Genomic DNA, 16,948 nt, shown 5'->3' with positions numbered 1-16,948 from the left:
GGGAGCCGAGGGGTGGGGGTGGTGGGGGGCCGGTCGTCATGGCGCCCCGGGCTGCCGCCGGGGCGGTGTTGTGCACGGTGGGGATGGTGGTGTGCGGGGTGGTGATCGTGGTGGAGGGGTGACGTCCTTTTCGCCCCCGCCGCCCCCTCCCGTCCCTGGGGGCTGCGCCCCAGACCCCCCTTCCGGCCCTTCGGGCCTCGTCCTCGAACGCCGGACGGGCTGAAATCAGCTCACCCTCACCACGATCTTGCCCCTCGTTCGGCCCTCCTCGTTCAGGCGGTGGGCCTCTGCCGCCTCCTCCAGGGGGAAGGTCCGGGCCACGTGGATCTTGATCGTGCCCTGGTCCGCCAGGTCCGCCAGGTGCTGGAGGTCCTGGGGGTCGGGGCGGACGAACCAGTAGTGGCCGCCGTAGGTGACCACCTCGGGGTCGGTGATCGAGGCCAGGCGGCCCTCGGGGGCCAGGAGGTTCGCCGAGGCCTTCAGGGCGTCTGCGCCCACCGAGTCGAAGACCGCGTCCACGCCCTCGGGGGCCAGTCCCCGCACCCGTTCGGTCAGGCCCTCGCCGTACGTCACCGGCTCGCCGCCCAGCCCGCGCACGAAGTCGTGGTTGCGTTCGCTCGCCGTGCCGATGACACGGGCGCCGAGGTGGGCGGCGAGCTGTACGGCGACGGAGCCGACGCCTCCGGCCGCCGCGTGCACCAGGACGGTCTCACCCCGTTTGACGTCGAGGACGCGGTGCAGCACCTGGTACGCGGTGAGTCCCGCCAGCGGGAGGCCGGCCGCCTCCTCGAAGGACAGGCTGCGCGGCTTGCGGGCGAGGGTGCGGACCGGGGCGGCCACGTACTCGGCGAAGGTGCCCCGGGAGAGCATGTCCTCGCGTACGTAGCCGATGACCTCGTCGCCTGCCGCGAACTCCGGTACGGCGGGCCCGGGCCGGACGACCACGCCCGAGACGTCCCAGCCGGGGATCACCGGGAACACCGGCTTGAGCACGGAGTCGAGATGGCCCTCGCGGCACTTCCAGTCGACCGGGTTGACGGCCGCCGCCCGCACCTTCACCAGCACCGAGTCCGGACCGACCGCCGGGTCGTCGACCTCCCCGATTCCGAGCACCTCGGGGCCGCCGTACCGTGCGTAGCTGATCGCCTTCATGGGTCCGACCCTCCGGGGTGCGCGCCCCCGGTGCAAGCCGGACGGCTCGAGATACGCCATTCGCGTGGCATCGTGGGCCCGATCACGTTCGGCTGCCGCTCTGGACGGCATACCGACCGGTCGGCATCATGGGCGGGTACTGTTCGCCTGCCCGTAGGAGCGACGATGAGCCCCGACCACCCGCCCGGACTCGATCTCGACCGGCTGCGCGGCCTGCTCGAACGGGAGCGGCCCGGCCTGGTCGACGGCCCGCTCACCGGCCGGCTGATCGAGGGCGGCAGGTCGAACCTCACCTACGCGGTCGCCGACGGCACCTCGAAGTGGGTCGTACGGCGGCCCCCGCTCGGCCATGTGCTGGCGACCGCGCACGACATGCGGCGCGAGCACCGGGTGATCAGCGCGCTGCGGCCCACCGCCGTGCCGGTGCCGCGCACGGTGCTGCTGTGCGAGGACGAGGAGGTGCTCGGGGCGCCGTTCTACGTCATGGAGTTCGTGGAGGGCACCCCGTACCGGACGGCCGGCCAGCTCGCCCCGCTCGGTGCCGGGCGCACCCGGGACGCCGTGCTGAACCTGGTGGACACGCTCGTCGAGCTGCACGCCGTCGACCCCGTCGAGGTGGGGCTCGGGGACTTCGGGCGGCCCGAGGGGTTCCTGGACCGGCAGCTGCGGCGCTGGGGCAAGCAGCTGGACGCCTCCCGCAACCGTGAGCTGGCCGGGATCGACGAACTGCACGCGGCGCTCGGCCGCGAACTGCCGGACTCCCCCGCGCCGGCCGTGGTGCACGGCGACTACCGCCTCGACAACGCGCTGATCGGACAGGACGACCGGATCAAGGCCGTTCTCGACTGGGAGATGTCCACGCTCGGGGACCCGCTGACGGACCTGGGGCTGCTGGTGATGTACAGCATGCCGCTGGGCACACCGGACTCCCCCGTCTCCACGACCGCCGAGGCGCCCGGGCATCCCACGCCGGCCGAGCTGATCGAGCGGTACGCCGCGCGGTCGGGGCGCGATGTCTCCGCGGTGTCCTGGTACACGGCGTTCGCCTGGTTCAAGCTCGCCGTGATCCTGGAGGGCATCCACTACCGCTACACGCTGGGCCAGACGGTCGGCCGCGGCTTCGACCGCATCGGCGATCTGGTCCCGGTCTTCATCCAGCACGGTCTGACCACTCTCCAGGAAGGCTGACGGACATGGACTTCGCGTTCGACGCGCGCACCGAGGAACTGCGCGGCAGGCTGCTCGCCTTCATGGACGAGTACGTCTACCCGGCCGAGGCGGTGGCCCACGAGCAGCGGGCCGGGCTGGACTCGCCGTGGGAGAACGTGCCCGTGGTGGAGGAGCTGAAGGCCGAGGCGCGCCGGCAGGGGCTGTGGAACCTGTTCCTGCCCGAATCCGAGTACGGTGCCGGGCTCACCAATCTCCAGTACGCGCCGCTCGCCGAGATCATGGGCCGCTCCCCGCAGATCGCCCCGACCGTCACCAACTGCGCGGCGCCGGACACCGGGAACATGGAGGTGCTGGCGCAGTTCGGCGACGAGGCGCAGCGCAAGCAGTGGCTGGAGCCGCTGCTCGCCGGTGAGATCCGCTCCGCGTTCGCGATGACGGAGCCGGACGTGGCCTCCTCGGACGCCACCAACGTCACCACGCGCATCGAGCGGGACGGCGACGAGTACGTCATCACGGGCCGCAAGTGGTACATCTCCGGGGCGATGCACCCGGACTGCGCCGTTTTCATCGTGATGGGGAAGACCGACCCGGACGGGGCGGACATCCGCCGGCAGCAGTCCATGGTGCTCGTCCCGCGCGACACGCCGGGTGTCACGATCGAGCGCGCCATGCGGGTGTTCGGTTACGAGGACCACTACCACGGCGGTCACGCCGAGGTGGTCTTCGACCACGCGCGCGTGCCGGTGTCGAACCTGATCGGCGAGGAGGGCGGCGGCTTCGCCATCGCGCAGGCCCGGCTCGGCCCCGGCCGGATCCACCACTGCATGCGGCTGATCGGCATGGCCGAGCGGGCCATCGAGCTGATGTGCCGCCGCGCGGTGTCGCGTGACGCGTTCGGCAAGGCGCTGGCGCAGCAGGGCGTGGTGCAGAACTGGATCGCGGACGCGCGGGTGGCGGTCGAGCAGCTGCGGCTGCTGGTGCTGAAGACGGCCTGGATGATGGACACGGTCGGCAACCGGGGCGCCCACACGGAGATCCAGTCGATCAAGATCGCGACCCCGCGTACGGTCGTCGGCATCCTCGACCGGGCGATCCAGCTGTACGGCGCGGGCGGGGTCAGCCAGGACTTCCCGCTGGCCGAGCTGTACGCCGGGGCGCGCACGCTGATGATCGCCGACGGCCCGGACGAGGTGCACCAGCGCTCACTGGCCCGCCGGGAGCTGAAGAAGTACCTGTGAGGCCCCGGCTCCGGTAGCCGCCGGAAGGTGCGTGGTCCGGCAGCGCCGGTGCCCGCGGGAAGGCGCGCAGGCGGCAGGGGACTGCGGGCCGGCGGCCGGGCCGCGGTGAGGGCTTCGGGGGCGCGTGGTCCGTGGCCCACCGCGCCGGTATGAGATCCGCTCGCCGCGGCCGGCCGGACCCTGATCGCGGATCCGGCGGAGGAGCCGTTCACGGGCTTCCGCGCGGGGGCCGGTCCGGGGAGACGGCCGTACGGCGGCCGGCCGCGCACTGCGGGCTGTGGCGTCGCCTCACGTGTGACGTCGCGCAGGCGGGGCTGCCGGTGGAGCCGGTGCGGGCCGGGATCGGGGGTGGCGCCGCCCCGGCCGATCGTGAGCGGGCGGGCTGCCGTGCGTCACGGTCCGCCGGCCCGATCCGGGGCGCACGGTGGGTACCGGCCGGGCGGGGGCGACGCACACGCAGCCCGGCCGGGCGGGGCCGAGGCCGCGCGACCCGGCCGCTGCGGCCCTGCTCGACCTGCCGGCGGGCCGCCCCGGGGGCGTCAGGGACGCAGGGCCCGCAGCAGCAGGTCGGCCAGATGGCCGGCGACCTCCTGCGGGCTGAGCGGGCCGTCGGGGCGGTACCAGGTCGACAGGTGGTGCACGGAGCCGAAGTGGTAGTCGACCACCAGGTCGGCCGGGGTCGCCGTGGAGAACACGCCCTCGCGCTGGCCCTCCTCGATCAGCGCGCGGAAGCGTTCGTGGTAGCGGCGGCGCTCGGCGCGTACCTGCTTGTTCTTCTCCGGGCCGAGGTGGTGCATGGAGCGGAAGAAGATCGACGCGTCGTCGAGGTTCTCGATCGTGGTGACGACGACGTCGGCCGCCGCGCCGCGCAGCCGCTTCTCGATCGGCTCGTCGGCGTCCGCGTACCGGTCGAGGCGTTCCTGCTGGAGGCGCAGCACGCGCGCGTACACCTCGTGGAGCAGGTCGTCCTTGGAGCCGAAGTAGTGGTAGAGGGCCCCTTTGGTGACGCCGGCCGCCTCGACGATCTCCTGCACCGAGGTGCGGTCGTATCCCTGCTCGGCGAAGAGCCGGGTGGCGGCGGCCAGGAGCCGCTGTGGCACGGGAGTCCCGTCACCGTCCGTCGTCCTGGGCACTTCCGCCACCCGCCTTTCCGTGTCGCTGCTGGTTCTCGTGGGCCGGGGAACGCAGTTCCCGCCGGAGGATCTTCCCACTGGCCGCCTTCGGCAGCTGCGGCAGGATCTCCACCTGGCGCGGATACGTGTAGGCGGCCAGTCTCTCCCCGCAGGGGGCGGCGAGTGCGTCCGGGTCGGCCTCGGCGCCGGGGCGCAGGCTGCCGAAGGCGTTGACGGTCTCCCCGGGGTAGCCGTCGGGGACGCCGACGACGGCGGCCTCGCGTACCGCCGGGTGCGTGTGGAGGACGTCCTCGACCTCGCGCGGCCACACCTTGCCGCGTTCTCCGGGGGACGCCCCCAGACCCCCGGCGGGCGCGTTGATCATGTCCTTCCTGCGGTCGACGACGCGGAGCCGGCCCTGCTCGACGACCAGCCCCTCGGCCAGGGCTTGCCGGCGTGGCGGGAGGCGGTCACCGGGTGGCCTCCCACTGTTGCTGGAGGCGGTTCATGCCGGTCAGCCAGCGGTCCGGTTCGGTGGCGCGGGTGCGGTAGTACTCGGCGACCTCGGGGTGCGGCAGGATCAGGAAGCGGTCCTCCTCGATACCGCGGAAGAGGGCGTCGGCCACGTCCTCCGGTTCGATCGCGGTCGGCTTGAGGACCAGGTCGCCCGCGCTGCCGGTGGCGTCGAGCATGTCGGTGCGCACACCCTGCGGGCAGATCGCGTGGACCTTCACCCCGCGGTGGCGGTACGTCAGTGACAGCCACTCGGCGAAGGCGTAGGCGCCGTGCTTGGTGACGCTGTAGGGGGCGGTGCCGATCATGGTGAGCAGTCCGGCGGCGGAGACGGTGGAGACGAAGCGGCCGCTGCCGCGCTCCAGCCAGTCGGGGAGCAGTGCGTGCGCCGCGCGGACGTGCGCCATGACGTTGACGTCCCAGGAGAGCGCCCAGCCCTGTTCGTCGAGCGGCTCGCCGGGCTCCCCGCCGTCCCGTCCGACGCCCGCGTTGGCGCAGTACACGTCGACCGTGCCGCCGAGCGCGTCCCGGGCCTCGGCGACGATCGAGGACGCGTCGCCCGGCACGGCCAGGCCCCCGATCTCCTCCGCGACGGCCTTCGCGCGGCCGGCGTCGAGGTCGTTGACGACGACCCGCGCCCCCTGCGCGGCGAAGCGGCGGGCGAGTGCCGCCCCGATGCCGCCCCCGGCCCCCGTGACGACCACCTTCGCACTCTGCTCGGCTTGCATCATCGGACTCCTTCGACGCGGCTCCCAGCGGTTCCGGCGTCAGACTAACCGGTCGGTATGCCCGGTGGAAGGGGTGCTGGGCGCGGGCCCGGTGCGGTGCGTTCCCCGGCGCGGTCACGCGCGCTAGCGTGCGTGCTCATGACACCCGCCGCGATCACGGAGGTCACCGTATGAAGCTGTCCAGACGAAGCCTGCTCGCCACCACCACGGCCGCGGTGGCGGCCTCCGCCGCACCGGCGGCCGCCGCGTCCGGGCCGGGGCACGGGCCCGGCCGGGGGCTGCGCACCGGGTTCGACCGGCTCGCCGCGGACGGTTACGCGCTGCTCGACGGGCAGCGTGTGGGCGTGGTCACCAACCCGACGGGCATCACCCGGGAGGTGCGGCACATCGTGGACGTGATGCACGCCGACGACCGGGTGGCCCTGACCGCCGTCTTCGGTCCCGAGCACGGCTTCCGGGGCACCGCCCAGGCGGGCGGCTCGGAGGGCCGCTACGACGACCCGGCGACCGGCCTGCCCGTCTACGACACGTATCTGAAGAGCGGTCAGGCACTCGCCGACGTCTTCACCGCGTCGGGCGTGGACACGGTCGTCTTCGACATCCAGGACGTCGGCGCGCGCTTCTACACGTACATCTGGACCCTGTTCGACTGCATGGAGGCGGCCGCGCTCGCGGGCAGGCGGTTCGTCGTACTGGACCGGCCGAACCCGGTCACCGGGCGGGCCGCGCTGGGGCCGGTGCTGCACAAGGAGTTCGCGACGTTCGTCGGACGGCAGCCGATCTCGCAGGCGCACGGGATGACCGTCGCGGAGCTGGCACGGCTGTTCAACGGGGAGTTCCTGACCACGCCGGTGCCGCTGGAGACCGTGACGATGTCGGGCTGGCGGCGGTCGGACTTCTACGACGCCTCCGGGCTGCCGTGGGTGCCGCCGAGCCCGAACATGCCGACACCGGAGACGGCGCTGGTGTACCCGGGGACCTGTCTGTTCGAGGGGACGAACCTGTCGGAGGGGCGCGGGACCACCCGGCCGTTCGAGCTGCTGGGCGCGGAGGGGATCGACGGGCGCTGGGCGGAGGCGGCGAACGAGCTGGGGCTCGCGGGCGTGCGGTTCCGGGAGGCGTACTTCGCGCCGACGTTCTCCAAGTTCCAGGGGAAGACCATCGGGGGTGTCCAGCTGCATGTACACGACCGCGCGGCGTTCGATCCGGTGCGGACCGGGATCGGGCTGTTGATCAGCGCCAAGCGCTCGTGGAGCGGGTTCGCCTGGCGTCCGGACGAATGGATCGACAGGCTGACCGGCTCCACGCGCGTACGCACGATGATCGACGCGGGCGCGGACACGGACGAGGTGGTCGCCGGCTGGCGGGATGAGCTGGCGGGGTTCCGGCGGATGCGGCGGGGGTACCTGCTGTACCGCTGAGCGGGTGGTGCGGGGCGGACGGCGGTGGGCGGTGGCCCGCCGCCGTTTTCCGTCGGGCACGCATATCGGTCCGGTCTTCAGGAACCCGTAGAGGCCGCGGGGAGTTCTCAGGCTGTCGGGGAGAGGTTTCTCCCCGCGGGGAAGGCAGGGAGCGGGTTACCGCCGGTATCCCCGTGTGCGACCACAACTGAAGCAGGGACCACGGGAGTTGACCGGTGGGTCCCCGCGGCCGGCTGACGGGGGCCATCGAAAAAAGGATGGAGCCGAATCGCGTGTCGATACGTCTACTCGGCGACGTCCGTTCGACGACGCCGAAGTGACCGGATTACAGGTGCAGGTGTGACGGAGGTGCAGGACGATGGCCGGTTTCCGGAGTCTGGCGAGACAGGTCCGAGATCCCCGGAGCGATCTGGCGCTGCGGCGCTATTCGCTGCGCAAGTGCCTTGAGCGGTTCGCTCCCTATGGGCACCGGGCGACCTGGGACCATCTGTGCGCGAGGGCCGGGTTCGATCCCGAGGACCGCTCCGTCGACCCGGCGCGGCTCGTGGCCGCACTGGACGAACTGGAGGAGGCCCGGGCGGTCTGGCTGGCCTACGAGGTGGAGTTCGCCGACCGCCGCAGGAAGGAGAAGCACGACGGGCTGCGCAGGCCGGGCAGTGTGGACGACTGGCACCGGCTGACCTGGGGCGGTTTCGGTGTGGCCTGGTGCGACGACCCGCGGGTGCACCCGCGTGAGCCGCTGGCGGAGGTGCTGCGGCGGCTGATAGCCGCGCTGGAGCGGGAGCCGGGTGCGGCATGCCCCGTGTGCCGGGGGGAACGGCTCATGTGGCGCTACGACCTGGATCACGAGCCGTCGACGGGCCCGGTCTGCACGGGCTGCGGAATCCTGGTACCGCGCCCCGTGCTCACCTCCGGAGCCCTGGCGGACGCCCGCAGCGCGAGGCTGCTGGTGTCGGCCTGAGAGAGGGAGCAACGGGGGCAAGGGGGTGCGCCGGGGATGCCGCACCCCCGTTGGCTCCGGGGACGACCTGTACTGGCGGGCGGTGCGCGGTCACGGTGTCGCCGCGGCGGACGAGGACGCGAGCGCCGTGCGGGAGCGTGCTTGTGGTCAGTGGGGGTTTGGTTCTGGGAGCAGGCGGGAGCCTGTGAGGTGGTCGCCGGAGATGTCGTTGGGGTTGGACAGGACGCAGCTGTCCAGCGAGAGACAGCCGCAGCCGATGCAGTCCGTGAGGTGATCACGCAGACGGTTGAGCTGCCGAATGCGTTCGTCCAGCTCCGAGCGCCACGCCTCGGAGAGCCGCGCCCAGTCGTCCCGGGTGGGCGTGCGTTCCTCGGGCAGCTCGGCGAGCGCCTCGCGGATCGTGGCGAGCGGGATGCCGACCCGCTGGGCGGCGCGGACGAAGGCGACCCGGCGCAGGGTGTCACGGCTGTAGCGGCGTTGGTTGCCCGAGGTGCGGCGGCTGCTGATCAGGCCCTTGGACTCGTAGAAGTGCAGGGCCGAGACCGCGGCGCCGCTGCGTGCGGAGAGCTGTCCGACCGTGAGCTCGTGGATCTTCTCGGGAATCCGGTGCACCCCCGAACCCTACCCACCCGTCCGGCGGCCGGTTCCGTTGACAGGGACTGTCCGGCACACCATGCTAAGCAGTTGCTTAGGCATGCGCATACCGATGCGCTGCGACCACGTGACGCGAGAGGCCGGAACATGGCAGAGCCGAGGATCTTCACGTCCGTCGCCGAACTGAAGGCGGCGGTGGGCGAGCGGCTGGGGTACACCGACTGGCTGGAGGTCGACCAGAAGCGGATCGACCTGTTCGCCGAGGCCACCGGGGACCACCAGTGGATCCACGTCGACCCGGAGAAGGCGGCGGCGGGACCGTTCGGGACGACGATCGCGCACGGCTATCTCACGCTGTCGCTGCTCCCGCTGTTCGGCCCCCAGCTGATCGCGGTGGAGGGCGTGAGGATGGGTGTCAACTACGGCACCAACAAGGTCCGCTTCCCCGCCCCGGTGCCGGTCGGCTCACGGGTGCGCGCGACCGCGACGATCACCTCGGTCGACGAGGTGCAGGGCGGGGTGCAGGTGGCCACGGCCTTCACCGTGGAGCGCGAGGGCGGCGACAAGCCGGTGTGCGTCGCCGAGTCGGTGGCCCGCTACTACCTCTAGCCCCGCGCGGCCCCGACCATCCTGAGCACGAGGTCGGCGTACAACGCGCCGACCTCCTCGGGGGTGCGGGGCCCGTCGACGTTGAACCAGCGGGCCACGTCGATGCACAGGGAGAGCACGGCGAGCGTCGTGCCCGGCACGTCGGGGACGTCGAACTCGCCGGAGCGCACGCCCTCCTCGATGATCCCGCGCACCTCGGCGTCGACCTGCCGGCGCAGCCCGACGATCTCGGCGCGGGCCTCGGGGCCCAGCGAGTCGAGTTCGTACTGCACGACCCTGGCGGTGGTGCGGCCGCCCGCGTGCCAGCGGACGAAGGAGCTGACCGCTTCGGCGAGCCGCCGCGTCGGGCTGCCCTCGGCGCGGGCCGCCGTGCGCAGGATCTCGACGGCCTTCTCGTGGCCGATCCTGCTGATGCGGTGGAGCAGCTCTTCCTTGGTCTTGTAGTGGATGTAGAGCGCGGCCGGGCTCATCCCGGCGCGGCCCGCGATGTCGCGGGTCGTGGTGGCGTGATAGCCGCGCTCCGCGAACGCCTCCACCGCGGCGAGCAGCAGCCGTCGGGCCGCGTCGGGCGTGACCTCACCCCACGGCTGCGCCTCACCGCCGGCCGTCTCCTCCGCCGTACTCATCGCTCACCCCATTCGCTGACAGGGGCAACACCATACCGGCAAGGGTGAGCGGGCGCTTAGCGCACCCTTCGTCACAGCTTCTGCAGCGGGTCGTACTCGGAGAGCATCTTCTCCAGCCGGGCCTGGTCGACCCGGTTGACGATCTGCCCGGCCTCCTGACGGTCACGGATGACCTTGGCGAGGGTGAAGGCGGAGGTGACGAGGTACAGGACCGCGATGCCCAGGAAGGCACGGACCCAGGCGTCGGTCTGGAGGTTGAAGATGCCGACCGCGGTGGCGCCCAGGGCCACTCCGAAGGACGCGACGGCCTGACCGTAGAAGGCGGCCGTGCTCTGCTGCTTGACCGGTGTGTCGCTCATGGGGACAAGAATCGGCGGATGTGGCCGCGGCCACATCCGCTCAGCTACTCAGACCGTACTCAGAAAGCCGAAACCCCGGTCAGCGCGCGGCCGATGACCAGTTTCTGGATCTGGCTGGTGCCCTCGTAGAGGGTCATCACCCGGGCGTCGCGCAGGAGTTTGCCGGCCGGGTACTCGTCGATGTAGCCGTAACCGCCGAAGACCTGGAGGGCGTTGTTGGCGGCGCGGACGGCGGCCTCCGAGGCGAAGAGCTTGGCCTTGGAGGACTCGACGGCGAAGGGCCGGCCCCGGTCGATCAGGTCGGCGACCCGCCAGGTGAGCAGCCGGGCGGCGTCGACGTCCACGGCGATGTCGCTGATCAGCTCCTGGACGAGCTGGTGCCGGGCGATGGGCTTGCCGAACTGCTCCCTCTCCCCCGCGTACCGCACGGCCGCGTCCAGGGCGGCCTGCGCTATGCCGACGCAGCCGGCCGCGACCGACATCCGGCCCTTGGCGAGGGCCGACATGGCGACGGAGAAGCCCTTCCCCTCCTCGCCGAGCATCGCGGAGGCGGGCACGCGCACGCCCTCGAGGACGAGTTCGGCGGTGGTCTGGCCGCGCAGGCCGAGCTTGCCGTGGACGGTACGGCGGGTCAGGCCGGGGGTGTCGGTGGGGACGAGGAAGGCGGAGACGCCCTTGTGGCCGGGGGCGTCGGTGGAGCGGGCGAAGAGCAGGACGACGTCGGCCCAGGTGCCGTTGGTGATGAACATCTTGGTTCCGTCGACGACGTAGTCGTCGCCGTCGCGCACCGCGCGGGTGGTGAGGCTGCCGGCGTCGGAGCCGGTGCCCGGCTCGGTGAGGCCGAAGCAGCCCACGTACGCGCCGGAGGTCAGGCCGGGCAGCCAGGCGCGCTTCTGCTCCTCGCTCCCCCACGCGGCGATAGTCTTGGCGACCAGGCCGAGGGAGACGGAGACGATGCCGCGCACGGAGGAGTCGCCGCGGCCCAGCTCCTCGGTGACCAGGCAGTACGCGAGATGGTCACCGCCGCCACCGCCGTACTCCTCGTCGATCGTCAGGCCCAGGAAGCCGACCTCGCCGAGCTTCTTCACGATGCCGCGGTCGACCTCCTCTGCACGGTCCCAGGCGGTGGCGTGGGGCACCACCTCACGCTCCACGAAGTCCCGGGCGAGCCGGCGGACGTCCTCCTGCTCCTCGCTGAGCTCCAGATTCATACCGAGTCACCCCATGGGAAGGCCGCCGAGAACGTGCACATTTAAATTAGCACTGCTAGTTTCTGGTCGCGGTCCTACTATGTGCGCCATGGCCCGACCGCGCAAGCCCCTGCTGAGCACCGACCGGATCGTCGGTACGGCCCGAGCGCTGGTGGACGCGGAGGGCCTCGCGGCCGTCTCCACGCGCCGGCTCGCCGCGGAACTGGGGGTGAGCGGGCCCTCCCTCTACAACCACTTCCGGACCAAGGACGAGATCCTGGAGGCGGTGGCCGACTCGGTGAGCGCGCTGGTCGACCTGTCGATGTTCGAGGACGCCCGGGACTGGCGGACCGCGCTGCACGACTGGGCGGTCTCCTACCGGGCCGCGCTGCGTGACCATCCGAACATCGTCCCGGTGCTGGCCCGCGGTCCGGGCCGCCGCCCGGCGGCGCTGCGGCTGGCCGACGCGGTCTACGGCGCGATGGTCGAGGCGGGCTGGCCGCCCGCGCAGGCCACCTCCATCGGCGCGCTGATGCGGTACTTCATCATGGGCTCCGCGCTCGGCTCCTTCGCGGGCGGTTTCGTGGACGACGCGAGCGCGTACGATCCCGCGGACTACCCGCACCTCGGACAGGCCCATCTGCTCGCCGAGCAGCAGGAGAAGATCGACGAACGGGCCTTCGAGGCGGGACTCACGGCGCTGCTGGACGGGCTGGCGCTGCAGTACGAGCGGGCGCGGGCCACGCCATAGCCCGCCCCCGGGACACTTCGGTGAGCGCCGAAGCGTCCGTGGCCCATGCTGGGGGCATGACCACCGAGGACCCCCGGGCGGCCGGACTGGCGCGGTTCGCCGCGCTGATCGCCGACGAGACGCGGGCCGTATGTCTGCTGGCGCTGCTGGACGGGCGGGCCTGGACGGCGGGCGAGCTGGCCCGGCACGCCGGTGTCGCCGCGTCCACCCTCAGCGAGCACCTGAGCAGACTCGTCGCGGGCGGGCTGCTCACCGAGGAACGGCAGGGCCGGCACCGGTACGTACGGCTGGCCGACGCGCGGATCGCGCAGCTGGTGGAGGACCTGGCCGCGCGGGTGGCACCGGGCGCACGCCCGCGCACCCTGCGGCAGGCGGGCGCCGGCTCGGCGATGGCGCGCGGGCGCACCTGCTACGACCATCTCGCCGGGCGGCTCGGCATCGCCGTCACCGACGCGCTCACCGGGCGCGGGCTGCTGCGCCAGGACACCGGGTTCGCGCTCACCGACGCGGGGCTGCGGTGGTTCGGTACGGCCGGTATCGGGCTGGACCGCCGGGGCCGCCGTCCGCTGGCCCGCGCCTGCCTGGACTGGACGGAGCGCCGCCCTCATCTCGCCGGAGTGGCGGGCGCGGCCCTGTGCCGGCACGCCCTCGACACGGGATGGTGCGTGCGCATCGGCACCGAACGGGCGGTGAAGGTGACGGCGGCGGGCGAACGCGCGCTGTCCGAACTGCTGGGGATCGAGGCGGAGAAGCTGCGCTGACCGGCGGGCCTCCGTCCGGAGAGGCCCTGCGCCGGCCGGCGCTCCCCGCCCCCGGAGCCGCCGCGCGAACCCTGTGCCGACCGTCACGCCCCTTCCCGAAGCCGGCACGCAGACACCGCGCCGACCGGCACGCCGGCCCTCCGCCGCCGGCACCCCCTCGTCCGAAATCCGCGGGCGTTCCGCCCGTGTCCCCTTCTAGCCTCTGGAGCATGATGAAGCTCTCCTCGCGTTCCGCCCCCCGGCCGGAGGTGCTGGCCGCCGGTGCGGCCGGTGTCACCGTCGTGCTGTGGGCCTCCGCCTTCGTGTCGATCCGCAGTGCGGGGGCCGCGTACTCGCCGGGTGCGCTCGCGCTCGGGCGGCTGCTGGCCGGGGCGCTGACGCTGGGGGTGCTCTGTCTGCTGCGGCGGGAGGGGCCCCCGCCGCGGGCCGCGTGGCGGGGAATCCTGATATCGGGGCTGCTCTGGTTCGGGTTCTACATGGTGGCCCTCAACTGGGGCGAGCAGCAGGTCGACGCGGGTACGGCGGCGCTGGTGGTGAACATCGGGCCGATCCTCATCGCCCTGCTCGGCGCCCGGCTGCTCGGGGACTCGATGCCGCCGCGGCTGCTGGCGGGGATGGCGGTGTCGTTCGCCGGCGCGGTGACGGTGGGTCTTTCGATGTCCGGCGAGGGCGGGTCGTCGGTGCTCGGGGTGGTGCTGTGCCTGCTGGCGGCCGTGGCGTACGCGGGAGGCGTGGTCGCGCAGAAGCCGGCCCTGGGTGCGGCGAGCCCGTTGCAGGTGACGACGTACGGGTGTCTGGTGGGGGCGGTGGCGTGTCTGCCGTTCGCCGGGCAGCTGGTGGGCGAGGCGGCCGACGCGCCCCTGTCCGCCACGCTCAACATGGTCTATCTGGGCGTGTTCCCGACCGCTCTCGCCTTCACCACCTGGGCCTACGCCCTGGCCCGTACGACCGCGAGCCGGATGGGCGCGACCACGTACGCGGTGCCCGCGCTGGTCGTGCTGATGTCGTGGCTGGCGCTCGGTGAGGTACCGGGCGCGCTGACCCTGGTGGGCGGTGTTCTGTGCCTCGCGGGCGTGGCGGTCTCGCGGTCCCGGTCGCGGGCGGCGGCGCGGGTGGCCACTCTCCCCGCGGCGCCGGAGGCCGCCCGGGAGGAGACCGCCCGCGAGCCGCGCTAGAACACCACCAGCGCCCGTCCGCCCTTGCCCGCCCGCATGTTGTCGAAGGCGGCGGGGATGCCGTCCAGGGCGATGTGGTCGGTGACCAGGGTGGAGAGGTCCAGGCGGCCGGCGCGGATGTGGCCGGCGAGGACCGGGAGGTCGCGGGCGGGGTCGGAGTCGCCGTAGACGCAGCCGGAGAGGGTCCGGCCCCAGTGGAAGATCTCCAGGGCGTTGAAGGTGACCTGCTGGTCCTTGCCGCCGATGCCGACGACCGTGGTGCGTCCGCCGCGCCGGGTGGACTCCCAGGCCGTGCGGATGGTGATCGCGCGGCCGACGCACTCCACCGCCACGTCCACGCCCTCCTTGCCGGTGAGGGCGCGGATCTGCCGGGCGGTGGTGTCGGAGGCGACGACGTAGTCGGTGGCGCCCGCGGCCCGCGCCAGCTCCTCCTTCTCCGGGGAGACGTCGACCGCGACGATCGTGGACGCGCCCGCGATCCGCGCCGCCTGGAGGGCGGCGAGGCCCACTCCCCCGACGCCGAACACGGCGACCCGCTCGCCGGGCCGGACCCGCGCGGAGTGGTGGACGGCGCCGTAACCGGTGAGCACCGCACAGCCGAGCAGGGCGGCGTCGGTGAGCGGGACGCCGTCCGGGGCGGGCAGCACACAGGACGCGGCCACCACGGTCTCCTCGGCGAACGCGGCGACGTTCAGTCCGGGGTACAGGTCGGTGCCGTCGTTGGCGCGCCGGGCGTGCACCTCGGCGGCGCCGGCCAGGGCGTCCGCGCACAGCCACACCTCGCCGCGCGCGCAGGCGGGGCAACAGCCGCAGGAGGGGGCCCAGTTGAGGACCACGTCGGCACCGGGGGCGACATGGGTGACGCCCTCGCCGACGGCGACGACCGTGCCCGCGCCCTCGTGGCCGAGGACGGCCGGGACCGGCAGTCGCATGGTGCCGTCGGACAGGGACAGGTCGGAGTGGCACACCCCGGCGGCGGCGAGCCGGACGCGGACCCGGCCGGGGCCCGGTTCGGGCAGATCGATCCCGGTGATCTCCAGCGGGGCTCCGACGGCGGGCAGAACTGCGGCACGTACGGTCATGGCGGCTGTGACTCCCCTAGAACTGGAGGGACTTGGTCTGGAGGTACTCGGCGAGACCGTGCGAGCCGAGTTCGCGGCCCACCCCGGACTGCTTGTAACCGCCGAAGGGGGCCAGCGGGTTGAAGCGGCCGCCGTTGATGTCGACCTGGCCGGTGTCCATACGGCGGGCGAAGGCCGCCGCCTCCGCCTCGTCGCCGGCCCAGACGGCGCCGGCCAGACCGTAGACGGTGCCGTTGGCGATGCGCAGGGCGTCCTCCTCGTCCGCGTAGCGCAGGACCGACAGGACGGGGCCGAAGATCTCCTCCTGGGCGATGGACATCTCCGGGGTGACGTCGGCGAAGACCGTGGGGCTGACGTGATAGCCCTTCTCGTGCGGGGAGCCGGAGCCACCGGCGACCAGCCGGGCGCCCTCGGCGACGCCCTTGTCGATGTAACCCCGTACGCGTTCCCGCTGCTTGGCGTTGACGAGGGGGCCGATGCGGTCGCCGTACTTGGCGGCGGCGGCCGCGGCGAGCTCCACGGCCTCGTCGTAACGGTCCTCGTGGACCAGCATGCGGGTCCAGGCGCTGCAGGTCTGGCCGGAGTTGGACATCACGTTGGCGACGCCGACGTTGACGGCGCGGGCCAGGTCGGCGCTGGGCAGGATCACGTTGGCGGACTTGCCGCCGAGTTCGAGGGCGACCTTCTTCACCATGCCCGAGGCGATCGCGCCGATACGGCGGCCCACGGCGGTGGAGCCGGTGAAGGAGACCAGGTCCACGCCCGGATGCTCGGCGAGGGCCTGCCCGGCGACCGGGCCGAGACCGGTGACGAGGTTGAACACGCCCGCCGGGATCCCGGCCTCGTGCACGGCCTGGGCGAACAGCCGGGCGACCAGCGGGGTGTCCTCGGCGGGCTTGACGACGATCGTGCAGCCGGCCGCGAGCGCGGGGGCGGTCTTGGCGACGATCTGGTGCAGCGGGTAGTTCCAGGGGGTGATCGCCCCGACCACGCCGACGGGCTCGTGGAACACCGTCGAGTTGCCCGCCTTCTCCTCGAAGGCGTACGTCGCCGCCAGTTCGGCGTACGAGCCGGCCACGGCGATCGGCACACCGGCGTGGACGGCGTCCGAGAGCTTCGGCGGCGAGCCGAGTTCGGCGGTCACCGTCTCGGCGATCTCGGCCCGCCGGGCCACGAGCACGTCCCGCAGCGCGGCCAGCCGGGCGGCGCGCTCGGCGGGCGGGGTGGCGGCCCACCCGGGAAGGGCCGCCCGGGCGGCGCGTACGGCGGCGTCGACGTCCTCGACGGTGCCCGCGGGGACGGTGGCGATCACCTGTTCGTCGGCCGGGTTCACCACCTCGATCACGTCCGGACCGGCGGCGGGGCGCCAGGCGCCGTCGATGTACATGCCGTCGTATGCCTTCATCGCGCTTCCTCCGGGGCGGGGCGTCGCCGGCCGGCCGCTCGGTTCGGCCGACGGCTCCTAAACTAGCGGTGTTAGTTTTCTCGCGCCAGGGGTCTCCGTAC

General features: G+C 72.9%; 17 protein-coding genes and 1 pseudogene. 8 read left to right on the top strand and 10 right to left on the bottom strand.

What is annotated here, in order from left to right:
* Positions 1 to 225 precede the first annotated feature (225 nt).
* Positions 226 to 1,152: an NADP-dependent oxidoreductase gene (locus IF28_RS0131635; RefSeq protein ID WP_030227595.1), complete on the bottom strand. Its 927-nt coding sequence runs from the start codon at positions 1,150 to 1,152 to the stop codon at positions 226 to 228.
* A 165-nt stretch (positions 1,153 to 1,317) separates the two neighbouring features.
* Between IF28_RS0131635 and IF28_RS0131630 the strand changes: the two genes are divergently transcribed.
* Positions 1,318 to 2,340: a phosphotransferase family protein gene (locus IF28_RS0131630; protein ID WP_030227591.1), complete on the top strand. Its 1,023-nt coding sequence runs from the start codon at positions 1,318 to 1,320 to the stop codon at positions 2,338 to 2,340.
* Between the two features lie 5 nt (positions 2,341 to 2,345).
* The gene (locus tag IF28_RS0131625; protein WP_030227587.1) at positions 2,346 to 3,560 is read left to right on the top strand and encodes an acyl-CoA dehydrogenase family protein; all 1,215 of its coding nucleotides are present in this window, start codon (positions 2,346 to 2,348) and stop codon (positions 3,558 to 3,560) included.
* Positions 3,561 to 4,099: 539 nt separating this feature from the next.
* On the opposite strand, the gene IF28_RS0131620 is transcribed toward IF28_RS0131625, so the two are convergent.
* The 3 genes and pseudogenes from IF28_RS0131620 to IF28_RS0131610 all read right to left on the bottom strand — a co-directional run bounded on the left by IF28_RS0131620 (position 4,100) and on the right by IF28_RS0131610 (position 5,916).
* A complete protein-coding gene (locus IF28_RS0131620) occupies positions 4,100 to 4,693 on the bottom strand; it encodes a TetR/AcrR family transcriptional regulator (RefSeq protein ID WP_030227585.1) in 594 nt (197 codons plus the stop codon).
* Positions 4,671 to 5,108 (bottom strand): annotated as a pseudogene (locus IF28_RS0131615) (AMP-binding enzyme); the annotation flags it as partial. The gene IF28_RS0131620 and the pseudogene IF28_RS0131615, both read right to left, overlap by 23 nt.
* 34 nt (positions 5,109 to 5,142) lie before the next feature.
* Entirely contained in the window at positions 5,143 to 5,916 is a 774-nt protein-coding gene (locus tag IF28_RS0131610) for an SDR family oxidoreductase (RefSeq protein ID WP_030227579.1), read from the bottom strand.
* Between the two features lie 167 nt (positions 5,917 to 6,083).
* Between IF28_RS0131610 and IF28_RS0131605 the strand changes: the two genes are divergently transcribed.
* Both IF28_RS0131605 and IF28_RS0131600 read left to right on the top strand, forming a co-directional pair.
* A complete protein-coding gene (locus IF28_RS0131605; protein WP_030227576.1) occupies positions 6,084 to 7,334 on the top strand; it encodes an exo-beta-N-acetylmuramidase NamZ domain-containing protein in 1,251 nt (416 codons plus the stop codon).
* Positions 7,335 to 7,692: 358 nt separating this feature from the next.
* On the top strand, positions 7,693 to 8,295 hold the full coding sequence (locus IF28_RS0131600) for a hypothetical protein (protein ID WP_030227573.1): 603 nt from the start codon (positions 7,693 to 7,695) through the stop codon (positions 8,293 to 8,295).
* Between the two features lie 147 nt (positions 8,296 to 8,442).
* On the opposite strand, the gene soxR is transcribed toward IF28_RS0131600, so the two are convergent.
* A complete protein-coding gene (gene soxR, locus IF28_RS0131595) occupies positions 8,443 to 8,907 on the bottom strand; it encodes a redox-sensitive transcriptional activator SoxR (RefSeq protein ID WP_030227570.1) in 465 nt (154 codons plus the stop codon).
* A gap of 129 nt (positions 8,908 to 9,036) precedes the next feature.
* Between soxR and IF28_RS0131590 the strand changes: the two genes are divergently transcribed.
* Positions 9,037 to 9,498: a MaoC family dehydratase gene (locus tag IF28_RS0131590; RefSeq protein ID WP_030227568.1), complete on the top strand. Its 462-nt coding sequence runs from the start codon at positions 9,037 to 9,039 to the stop codon at positions 9,496 to 9,498.
* Here the strand turns inward: IF28_RS0131590 and IF28_RS0131585 are convergent.
* From IF28_RS0131585 to IF28_RS0131575, 3 genes are all read right to left on the bottom strand, one after another.
* The gene (locus tag IF28_RS0131585; protein ID WP_030227566.1) at positions 9,495 to 10,124 is read right to left on the bottom strand and encodes a TetR/AcrR family transcriptional regulator; all 630 of its coding nucleotides are present in this window, start codon (positions 10,122 to 10,124) and stop codon (positions 9,495 to 9,497) included. The genes IF28_RS0131590 and IF28_RS0131585 overlap by 4 nt on opposite strands.
* Positions 10,125 to 10,195: 71 nt before the next feature.
* A complete protein-coding gene (locus IF28_RS0131580; protein ID WP_030227563.1) occupies positions 10,196 to 10,483 on the bottom strand; it encodes a YiaA/YiaB family inner membrane protein in 288 nt (95 codons plus the stop codon).
* Positions 10,484 to 10,542: 59 nt separating this feature from the next.
* Positions 10,543 to 11,694: an acyl-CoA dehydrogenase family protein gene (locus IF28_RS0131575; protein ID WP_030227558.1), complete on the bottom strand. Its 1,152-nt coding sequence runs from the start codon at positions 11,692 to 11,694 to the stop codon at positions 10,543 to 10,545.
* Positions 11,695 to 11,782: 88 nt separating this feature from the next.
* Between IF28_RS0131575 and IF28_RS0131570 the strand changes: the two genes are divergently transcribed.
* The 3 genes from IF28_RS0131570 (at position 11,783) to IF28_RS0131560 (ending at position 14,360) form a co-directional block, all read left to right on the top strand.
* Positions 11,783 to 12,424: a TetR/AcrR family transcriptional regulator gene (locus tag IF28_RS0131570; RefSeq protein ID WP_030227555.1), complete on the top strand. Its 642-nt coding sequence runs from the start codon at positions 11,783 to 11,785 to the stop codon at positions 12,422 to 12,424.
* 56 nt (positions 12,425 to 12,480) lie between these two features.
* Positions 12,481 to 13,185: an ArsR/SmtB family transcription factor gene (locus tag IF28_RS0131565; RefSeq protein ID WP_030227553.1), complete on the top strand. Its 705-nt coding sequence runs from the start codon at positions 12,481 to 12,483 to the stop codon at positions 13,183 to 13,185.
* A gap of 209 nt (positions 13,186 to 13,394) precedes the next feature.
* Complete coding sequence (locus IF28_RS0131560) at positions 13,395 to 14,360, top strand: DMT family transporter (protein ID WP_406710874.1); 966 nt, start codon at positions 13,395 to 13,397, stop codon at positions 14,358 to 14,360.
* Here the strand turns inward: IF28_RS0131560 and IF28_RS0131555 are convergent.
* Positions 14,357 to 15,442: a Zn-dependent alcohol dehydrogenase gene (locus tag IF28_RS0131555; protein WP_030227546.1), complete on the bottom strand. Its 1,086-nt coding sequence runs from the start codon at positions 15,440 to 15,442 to the stop codon at positions 14,357 to 14,359. The genes IF28_RS0131560 and IF28_RS0131555 overlap by 4 nt on opposite strands.
* 16 nt (positions 15,443 to 15,458) lie before the next feature.
* Complete coding sequence (locus IF28_RS0131550; protein WP_030227543.1) at positions 15,459 to 16,847, bottom strand: aldehyde dehydrogenase family protein; 1,389 nt, start codon at positions 16,845 to 16,847, stop codon at positions 15,459 to 15,461.
* Positions 16,848 to 16,948: the final 101 nt, after the last annotated feature.

It is taken from the genome of Streptomyces sp. NRRL WC-3626, assembly GCF_000718785.1.
In the GTDB taxonomy this organism is placed as follows: Bacteria; Actinomycetota; Actinomycetes; order Streptomycetales; family Streptomycetaceae; genus Streptomyces; species Streptomyces edwardsiae.
The sequence above is the reverse complement of the archived record's forward strand: the minus strand, read 5'-3'. Positions and strand labels throughout refer to the sequence as shown.

What these genes read in the sequence shown, in the direction of transcription:
- IF28_RS0131555 (WP_030227546.1), bottom strand. Translation starts at nt 15,442, where the DNA reads ATGACCGTACGTGCCGCAGTTCTGCCCGCCGTCGGAGCCCCGCTGGAG.
- IF28_RS0131625 (WP_030227587.1), top strand. Translation starts at nt 2,346, where the DNA reads ATGGACTTCGCGTTCGACGCGCGCACCGAGGAACTGCGCGGCAGGCTG.
- IF28_RS0131585 (WP_030227566.1), bottom strand. Translation starts at nt 10,124, where the DNA reads ATGAGTACGGCGGAGGAGACGGCCGGCGGTGAGGCGCAGCCGTGGGGT.
- IF28_RS0131610 (WP_030227579.1), bottom strand. Translation starts at nt 5,916, where the DNA reads ATGATGCAAGCCGAGCAGAGTGCGAAGGTGGTCGTCACGGGGGCCGGG.
- IF28_RS0131550 (WP_030227543.1), bottom strand. Translation starts at nt 16,847, where the DNA reads ATGAAGGCATACGACGGCATGTACATCGACGGCGCCTGGCGCCCCGCC.
- IF28_RS0131635 (WP_030227595.1), bottom strand. Translation starts at nt 1,152, where the DNA reads ATGAAGGCGATCAGCTACGCACGGTACGGCGGCCCCGAGGTGCTCGGA.
- IF28_RS0131570 (WP_030227555.1), top strand. Translation starts at nt 11,783, where the DNA reads ATGGCCCGACCGCGCAAGCCCCTGCTGAGCACCGACCGGATCGTCGGT.
- IF28_RS0131580 (WP_030227563.1), bottom strand. Translation starts at nt 10,483, where the DNA reads ATGAGCGACACACCGGTCAAGCAGCAGAGCACGGCCGCCTTCTACGGT.
- IF28_RS0131560 (WP_406710874.1), top strand. Translation starts at nt 13,395, where the DNA reads ATGATGAAGCTCTCCTCGCGTTCCGCCCCCCGGCCGGAGGTGCTGGCC.
- IF28_RS0131600 (WP_030227573.1), top strand. Translation starts at nt 7,693, where the DNA reads ATGGCCGGTTTCCGGAGTCTGGCGAGACAGGTCCGAGATCCCCGGAGC.
- IF28_RS0131590 (WP_030227568.1), top strand. Translation starts at nt 9,037, where the DNA reads ATGGCAGAGCCGAGGATCTTCACGTCCGTCGCCGAACTGAAGGCGGCG.
- IF28_RS0131565 (WP_030227553.1), top strand. Translation starts at nt 12,481, where the DNA reads ATGACCACCGAGGACCCCCGGGCGGCCGGACTGGCGCGGTTCGCCGCG.
- IF28_RS0131575 (WP_030227558.1), bottom strand. Translation starts at nt 11,694, where the DNA reads ATGAATCTGGAGCTCAGCGAGGAGCAGGAGGACGTCCGCCGGCTCGCC.
- IF28_RS0131605 (WP_030227576.1), top strand. Translation starts at nt 6,084, where the DNA reads ATGAAGCTGTCCAGACGAAGCCTGCTCGCCACCACCACGGCCGCGGTG.
- IF28_RS0131630 (WP_030227591.1), top strand. Translation starts at nt 1,318, where the DNA reads ATGAGCCCCGACCACCCGCCCGGACTCGATCTCGACCGGCTGCGCGGC.